We start from the raw sequence: 7,962 nt of genomic DNA on the forward strand, positions 1-7,962 counted from the left end.
TGCAGTTTATCCAAAATTCTTTTTGCAGTTTTAATTATTTCATTTAACTTTGCAATTAAATTCATCAATGAATAAATAAGAGACAATGAAAGCAGATGATAAAAGCATGGAGTTCCAGATTCTGGAAGCAGCCGAAAAGCTTTTTTTGAAACAGGGTTATGCAAAAACATCGACAGGTCAGATTGCGAAGCTGGCAGGCTGTAACCAGGCGTTGGTGCATTACTACTACCGTACCAAAGACAACCTGTTTGAAAAGGTGTTCGAGGAAAAAGTCGGGATGATAGCCTCAAATATTTTAAGTACAGGAGAGAATATATCCAACATAGAAGAAAGGATAGCCCAAATAGTAAGCTTCCATTTCAATTTTTTGAAGCAAAACCCAATGCTTCCCCAGTTTGTATTGAATGAAATATCCTCTAATCCTGACCGGCTCCAGTCTTTAGTAGACAGGTTGAAAGTATACATGGTCCCTGTTTTAACCCAATTGGAAACAGAGCTTAAAAAGGAGATCGAAAACGGGACTATTCGTCCGATTCTGGCCGCAGACTTACTAATTACAATCTTATCGTTGAACATCATGCCATTTTTGGTAAAACCCGTATTTCAAAGGGCGCTAAACATACCGGACGGAAATTTTGAAGAAATGCTGGAACAGCGACAAAAAGAAGTAATTGAAACGGTTTTATCCCGCTTAAGGGTATAATTTTCCCCGGAATAAACTGAACAATTCGATAAATATAATGGTTTAACAATTCATAAGGTTTAGTGGTTTAGCAGGTCAACAGCTTAATAGCTTAACGTTTCAACAATTCAACACTCCAGTCAATGTATTTTTTTACCACCAGATTAATTATATAATTAAATAGTCAAATTAACAAAATATCTATATGATAAAAAAGTTTTTCCTTCTACACCTCTCGCTTCTGGGTTGTCTTACAAGTTTTGCCCAGATAACAATTGAGGATTGCTACACGAAAGCGCAGGCAAATTACCCGCTTATCAAACAATACGATCTGGTCGAGAAAACTACAGCGTATAATCTCTCGAATGCCAATAAGGGATACCTGCCGCAAGTCACATTCTCGGCCAAAGCCTCCTACCAGTCGGACGTGACAAAGTTTCCGATTGACTTGTCCCAATTGGGAATACAAGACATAAGTATCCCTACATTGAGCAATGACCAGTACAGCGCCACGCTTGATGTCAACCAGGTAATATGGGACGGCGGCACCATCAAGTCGCAAAAGGAAGGAATGGAAACGGCAGCCGAAGTGGATAAAAAAAATGTAGAAGTGAGCATCTACGCCCTCAACGAAAGGATCAACCAGCTTTACTTTGGCATTTTGCTCGCCGAGGCGCAAACTCAACAGAATCGCCTATTGCAGGACGAACTCGAAAGGAATTATAACCAAATAGAATCATACATCCTCAACGGTATCGCCAACCAGTCCGATTTGGATGCTGTAAAGGTAGATTTATTAAAGGCAAAACAGAGTGAAGTCCAGTTTTCCAATACAAAAAAGGCATACATCGAAGTATTGTCGAAGCTGATTGGTGAAGAATTGGGTGAAGATACAGAATTTGTAAAACCCATGCCGGTACGTCCCTCAACCCTCACGATCAACCGTCCCGAATTGGGTTTATACGACGCGCAGATTCAAAACCTTGCCACAAAAGACCGTGAAATCACTTCAGGGCTGATGCCGAAACTCGGATTGTTCGCTACAGGCGGATATGGCAAACCGGGACTAAACATGCTGAAAGACGGTTTCGAGGCATACTATGTCGCCGGTGTCAGAGTGTCCTGGAATATCGGCAACTTTTATACCCAAAAGAACAACCGCAAGGTTATTCAAAACAATATACAGAGCATCGAAACACAACGTGAAACCTTCCTGTTCAATACCAACCTCGACATTACACAAAAAAGCAGTCATATCGACAATTGGGTCGAACAGTTAAAGTACGATGATGAAATCATTGCCCTGAGAGGTTCGGTCAAACGTGCTTCAGAAGTGAAAATGGCCAACGGCACCATCTCCGCCAGTGATCTGACACGCGATATCAATGCCGAACAAATGGCGATTCGGGACAAGCTCTTGCACGAAACGGAACTACTGCTCGCCCTCTACAACCTCAAGTTCGCCACCAATAATTAAAAAACAACTGAATGTTTGCGATAAGCGAGTACAGAGGAAAAATTTGTTTTTACCGGGTCGAGCGTAGCAAACACCTAAATTTACAACGTGAATTTGAATAACAACCGAATAACAACTGAATAACAATCGAATAACAACCGAATAACAATCAAAATATGAAAACGAGTATTTTATTCATCGTCGGGATCACTACCCTAATTTTCACTTCATGCGGGAAGAATAACGGAACCTATGATGCTTCGGGTATTTTTGAAGCAAGGGAAGTCACCGTATCGGCCAGGTCAACCGGGGAACTGATCCAATTCGATATCGAAGAGGGGCAAAAACTGGAAGCAGGCAAGCAAGCAGGTTATATAGACACCGTGCAACTCCATCTCAAGAAAATGCAACTATTGGCCGGCATGAAATCGGTAGAGAGCCGCCAGTATAATGTCTCCCGGCAAATCGCTTCGATCCAACAACAAATCGCCACCCAAAAAAACGAACAGAAAAGATTCGAAAACCTGGTACAGTCCAATGCCGCCAACCGGAAGCAACTGGATGACATCAACGCGCAGATCGCCCTGCTAGAAAAGCAACTCTCCGCGCAAACCGAGACATTGGAGAACAACAACCGCAGTGTTTCAGGAGAAAGTTTGGGATTGATCGCACAGATCGACCAGATCGACGACCAGATACAGAAGAGTATTATCTCAAGCCCTATCGATGGAACTGTGTTGTCGAAATACGCCGAACAGGGCGAATTGGCCATACAGGGACGGACATTGTTCAAGGTGGCCGATATCGAGAATATGACATTGCGGGTATATATTACCGCCGACCAGCTAACTTCCCTCAAAATCGGACAATCGGTGAAAGTATACGCTGACCGGGGGAAATCGGACCGAAAAGAATATTCCGGAACCATCACTTGGATTTCTGACAAGGCCGAATTCACGCCCAAGACGATCCAGACCCGAGATGAACGCGCCAACCTCGTGTATGCCGTGAAAGTGGCTGTTAAAAACGACGGTTATATCAAAAAGGGGATGTATGGAGAGATTAAAATCAATTAATCATGGTAGCCTTATCAGCCAATAACCTCAACAAAAGCTACGGAACGGTACAGGCCCTCACGGATTTGAGCCTGGAAGTGGAAAAGGGCGAAATTTACGGTATCATCGGTCCCGATGGCGCCGGCAAGACTACTCTTTTCCGTATCCTGACCACACTCCTGCTCGCCGACAGCGGCACGGCGACGGTGGATGGGCTGGACGTGGTAAAGGATTATAAACAGATCCGACAGATTATCGGGTACATGCCGGGGAAATTCTCGTTGTACCAGGATTTAACGGTGGAGGAAAACCTGACCTTTTTCGCCACTGTTTTCCATACCACTATCGAAGAAAACTATCACCTGATTGAAGATATTTACAAGCAGATAGAGCCATTTAAAGACCGCAGGGCGGGAAAACTGTCCGGCGGGATGAAACAAAAGCTGGCGTTGAGTTGCGCCTTGATCCACAAGCCGACGGTCCTGTTTCTCGATGAACCCACCACCGGGGTGGATCCCGTCTCTCGCAAGGAATTCTGGGAGATGCTGATGAAATTGAAAGCAGAAGGAATTACCATCATCGTTTCGACACCCTATATGGACGAAGCCACGCTCTGCGACCGCATCGCCCTGATACAGGATGGTGAATTCCTAAAAGTGGACACGCCCCGAAACATCGTAGCCGACTATCCTGCCCCCCTGTGGGCCGTGCAGGCAGACCAGATGCATCAATTATTGCGGGACTTACGCAACCTCCCTTTTATTCGCCGTTCATTCTCATTTGGAGAGACGTTCCATGTCACATTCGACAACGATACGACTCCCGGGCAATTAAAAGATTTTTTAGCAGCAAAATCCTATACAAATATTGCTATTAAGGAAATAGAACCCACAGTAGAAGACTGCTTCATGCTGTTATCCCGAAAATAGCCCCGGAAGAGGAAGAGAAATGCAATCCTCTATCAAAAATCAAAGAAAGAAAATAATGGAAGATAAAGCAATATATACGGAAAACCTGACCAAGCGGTTTGGCAATTTCACGGCTGTCGATCAGATCTCCTTTGAAGTGGAAAAAGGGGAGATCTTCGGATTCCTTGGTGCCAACGGAGCCGGTAAAACCACCGCCATGCGCATGTTGTGCGGATTGAGCCATCCCACCTCCGGAAAAGGAAACGTCGCCGGATTCGATATTGCCCGGGAACCGGAAAAGGTAAAACAAAACATCGGCTATATGAGCCAGAAGTTCTCACTGTATGAAGATTTGAAAGTGTGGGAGAACCTGCGGCTCTTCGGCGGTATTTACGGCATGAAAAGTAAAGAGATCGCTGTCAAGACCGATGAGGTCTTACAGGAACTAGAACTGGAAAGGGAACGGGAGACTCTCGTAAAATCACTGCCTTTGGGTTGGAAACAAAAACTCTCTTTCTCAGTATCCATTTTCCACGAACCGAAAGTGGTCTTTCTCGATGAACCCACCGGTGGCGTGGATCCCGTCACCCGGCGACAATTTTGGGAACTCATCTATCAGGCGGCCGAACGGGGTATCACCGTCTTTGTGACGACCCACTACATGGATGAAGCCGAATATTGCAACCGTGTGTCCATCATGGTGGATGGTAAGATCGAGGCCCTCGATACCCCTAAAAATCTGCGCCAACAATTCGAGGCATCCACCATGGACGACGTCTTCCAGCAATTGGCGAGAAGAGCCACACGCAAAGCAGATTAGGATATGAAACAATTCAGATCATTCGTAAGGAAAGAATATTATCACATTTTTCGTGACAAGCGGACAATGCTGATCCTGTTGGCCATGCCGATCGTACAGATACTGCTGTTCGGTTTCGCCATCACCACCGAAGTGAAAGACGTGAAGGTAGCCGTGTTCGACCCGTCAAAGGATGCTTCCACGCAACGGATCAAGGAACGCATCAATACCAGTGAATATTTCACCATTGCCGAAGAACTGACAAATATCGACCAGATCAACGACATATTCAAATATGGCAAAATCAACTTGGTGATCGTATTTAGCGAAAATTTTGCCGAAAACCTGTTACACACGGGTGAAGCGAAAGTGCAGCTGATAGCCGACGGCACCGACCCCAACCAGGCATCCACGCTTACCGGCTATGTTTCGGGCATATTGGGTTCTTACCAGCAGGAACTCATGGAGCAATACCAGGTGCCGTTCCAGATCATCCCTGAAACAAGGATGCTCTACAACCCGCAATTGAAGAGCGCCTACAATTTCGTGCCGGGTGTGATGGGACTCATCCTGATGTTAATTTGCGCCATGATGACATCGATAGCCATTGTGCGCGAAAAGGAGACCGGTACGATGGAGGTACTGCTTTCATCGCCGATGAAACCGATCTACATCATCCTCGCCAAAGCGGTTCCCTACTTCACTTTGTCCATCGTAAACCTCATCACCATACTCCTCCTGTCGGTGTTTGTGCTTGGCGTGCCGGTTTCCGGAAGCCTGTTCTGGCTTGCGATCCTATCCTTGCTATTTGTCTTCGTAGCGTTGGCGCTGGGCTTGTTCATCTCCACACTGGTCAATACCCAGATGGCCGCCATGCTGGCCTCGGGTATGGGATTGATGATGCCGATCATGCTCCTGTCGGGCATGATGTTCCCCATTGAGAGCATGCCGCCCGTATTGCAGTGGGTCTCCGCCATCGTGCCTGCCCGATGGTATATTGAAGCGGTAAAAAAGATCATGATCCAGGGAGTGGAATTGCAGTATATTGCCAAGGAACTGGTTATTATAGGAGTTATGGCGATCAGCCTTATCCTGCTTGCCTTGAGTAAATTCAAAACCAGATTAAGTTAGACAGCCATGCTGAAATTTTTAATAGAGAAAGAATTCAAACAAATTGTCAGGAATACCTTCCTGCCGAAAATAATCATAATGATGCCCGTGATGATGATGTTGGTGCTTCCATGGGCGGCCAACCAGGAAGTAAAAGACGTCAGGTTGAGTATTGTCGACAACGACCATAGTGTCTATTCTGAACGGCTGGTGAATAAAATCATTGCTGGAGGTTATTTCAAGCTGACGGATGTGTCCGCCAGCAATCCCGAAGCCATGCGTAGCATTGAATCGGGGAAAGCGGATATTATCCTGGAAATTCAGGATGAGTTTGACAAGAGTCTTATCAACGAAGGTGTGGCCCGTGTGATGATTTCAACCAATTCGGTCAATAGCACAAAAGGGGGCTTGGGTTCATCCTACTTGTCGGCCATATTGGCTGATTATGCCACTGAGCTTCGGGAAGAGGGAGGGCAAGCGGTCGTGACAGCGGTCGAAGTTCCCTCATTCGGTGTGATACCGCAATACAGGTTCAACCCCCATCTGGATTACAAGGTATTTATGGTACCCGCCTTGATGGTGACCCTTTTGACGATGCTATGCGGATTCCTACCCGCGCTGAACATCGTCGGTGAGAAAGAAGCCGGCACCATTGAACAGATCAACGTAACCCCGGTAAAAAAACTGATGTTCGTACTGGCGAAACTCATTCCCTACTGGGTTATCGGCTTCGCGGTGTTGACAGTCGCCATAGGGTTGGGAGCATTGGTTTATGGTATTTATCCCGTAGGCAACCTGCTTACCATCTTCCTTTTTGCCACAATCTATATTCTTGTGGTTTCAGGGATGGGACTGGTTATCTCCAACTACTCCGATACCATGCAGCAGGCCATGTTCGTAATGTTTTTCTTTATGATGATCCTGCTGTTGATGAGCGGGTTGTTCACTCCCACCACCAGTATGCCGGAATGGGCGAAAACCATCACCGTTTTTAATCCACTGAAATATTTTATACAGGTAATGCGGTTGGTATACCTTAAAGGGAGCACGTTCTTCGAAATGATACCCCAATTCCTTGCCTTGTGCGGCTTTGCCTTGGCATTGAACACATGGGCTGTGATGAGTTACCGAAAAAGTCAGTAAATAACCGCTATTGCTGGAGCAGAAAAACATCACTAACCGCTTGGATATTATTTCGTAACTTTATGGTTACCAAGACATAAGTCATGAGTGATTATCCAACCAACCTCACTGATAAACAGTGGCAAGTTATAAAGAATATAGTAGAAACCAAAGAAAGGAAGCGAAAACATTCATTGCGGGAAATGATAAACGCTATGCTGTACATTACCAAGACAGGTTGCCAGTGGCGAATGCTTCCCAGGGAATTCGGCCCTTGGCAAAGCGTGTACTTTTATTTCCGTAAATGGAAATTGGAGGGGGTATTTGAGCAGATGATGCACCATCTTCGGGACACGGTCCGCAAGGCCTTTGGCAAACAAACCAGCCCAAGTGTCGGCCTGATAGACTCCAGGAGTTAAGACTTCCCATCATATAGACAGCAGTGAATATGGCATTGACGGGGGTAAAAGAGTCAAAGGCAGGAAGGAGCATATTATTGTGGACACACTTGGATTGCCGATGGCGGTCAAAATACATGCTGCAAATATTCATGACAGCGTGGGGGCTGTGGATCCAATAACACAACTCCGGTTTGTATTTCCAAGACTCAAAAGGATCATAGCCGATGGTGGGTATAGGGGAAAACTGGCAGAGTTCGTCAAAAACCTTGGGTGGGAACTCTCTGTGGTACTTCGTCCGGATGAATCATCAAAGAAATTCCAGGTTCTTCCCCTGCGATGGATTGTAGAGAGAACATTCTCCTGGATCGAGAATTACAGGAGGATGACAACTGATTACGAGTATAAAACAGAGTCGGCAGAAGCTATGCT

8 protein-coding genes and 1 pseudogene are annotated in these 7,962 nt (G+C 45.8%); all 9 read left to right on the plus strand.

Translation table 11 applies throughout. The features are described from left to right. Positions 1-85: 85 nt before the first annotated feature. Positions 86-703 carry a TetR/AcrR family transcriptional regulator gene (locus ABV001_RS03805; RefSeq protein ID WP_352421595.1) on the plus strand — a complete coding sequence of 206 codons (618 nt, stop codon included), beginning with the start codon at positions 86-88 and terminating at the stop codon, positions 701-703. Positions 704-887: 184 nt separating this feature from the next. Further along, entirely contained in the window at positions 888-2,159 is a 1,272-nt protein-coding gene (locus ABV001_RS03810; protein ID WP_352421596.1) for a TolC family protein, read from the plus strand. 155 nt (positions 2,160-2,314) lie between these two features. Continuing rightward, complete coding sequence (locus tag ABV001_RS03815) at positions 2,315-3,214, plus strand: HlyD family secretion protein (RefSeq protein ID WP_352421597.1); 900 nt, start codon at positions 2,315-2,317, stop codon at positions 3,212-3,214. 2 nt (positions 3,215-3,216) lie between these two features. After that, on the plus strand, positions 3,217-4,122 hold the full coding sequence (locus ABV001_RS03820; RefSeq protein WP_352421598.1) for an ABC transporter ATP-binding protein: 906 nt from the start codon (positions 3,217-3,219) through the stop codon (positions 4,120-4,122). Positions 4,123-4,198: 76 nt separating this feature from the next. Then, positions 4,199-4,921, plus strand: a pseudogene (locus ABV001_RS03825) (ABC transporter ATP-binding protein); the annotation flags it as partial. A gap of 3 nt (positions 4,922-4,924) precedes the next feature. Then, positions 4,925-6,031 carry an ABC transporter permease gene (locus tag ABV001_RS03830; protein WP_352421599.1) on the plus strand — a complete coding sequence of 369 codons (1,107 nt, stop codon included), beginning with the start codon at positions 4,925-4,927 and terminating at the stop codon, positions 6,029-6,031. A 6-nt stretch (positions 6,032-6,037) separates the two neighbouring features. Then, complete coding sequence (locus ABV001_RS03835) at positions 6,038-7,153, plus strand: ABC transporter permease (RefSeq protein WP_352421600.1); 1,116 nt, start codon at positions 6,038-6,040, stop codon at positions 7,151-7,153. An 83-nt stretch (positions 7,154-7,236) separates the two neighbouring features. After that, positions 7,237-7,551, plus strand: coding sequence for a transposase (locus ABV001_RS03840; RefSeq protein WP_352421601.1), 315 nt, complete (start codon positions 7,237-7,239; stop codon positions 7,549-7,551). A gap of 34 nt (positions 7,552-7,585) precedes the next feature. Continuing rightward, positions 7,586-7,962: transposase (locus ABV001_RS03845; RefSeq protein ID WP_352421608.1), on the plus strand; the 377-nt coding region annotated here is incomplete at its 3' end.

Origin of the sequence: Proteiniphilum sp. (assembly GCF_040307845.1) — a bacterium.
In the GTDB taxonomy this organism is placed as follows: Bacteria; Bacteroidota; Bacteroidia; order Bacteroidales; family Dysgonomonadaceae; genus Proteiniphilum.

Bases quoted from the DNA above. Each gene is read 5' to 3' on its own strand.
- ABV001_RS03810 (WP_352421596.1), top strand. From the start codon at position 888: ATGATAAAAAAGTTTTTCCTTCTACACCTCTCGCTTCTGGGTTGTCTT.
- ABV001_RS03820 (WP_352421598.1), top strand. From the start codon at position 3,217: ATGGTAGCCTTATCAGCCAATAACCTCAACAAAAGCTACGGAACGGTA.
- ABV001_RS03835 (WP_352421600.1), top strand. From the start codon at position 6,038: ATGCTGAAATTTTTAATAGAGAAAGAATTCAAACAAATTGTCAGGAAT.
- ABV001_RS03815 (WP_352421597.1), top strand. From the start codon at position 2,315: ATGAAAACGAGTATTTTATTCATCGTCGGGATCACTACCCTAATTTTC.
- ABV001_RS03805 (WP_352421595.1), top strand. From the start codon at position 86: ATGAAAGCAGATGATAAAAGCATGGAGTTCCAGATTCTGGAAGCAGCC.
- ABV001_RS03840 (WP_352421601.1), top strand. From the start codon at position 7,237: ATGAGTGATTATCCAACCAACCTCACTGATAAACAGTGGCAAGTTATA.
- ABV001_RS03830 (WP_352421599.1), top strand. From the start codon at position 4,925: ATGAAACAATTCAGATCATTCGTAAGGAAAGAATATTATCACATTTTT.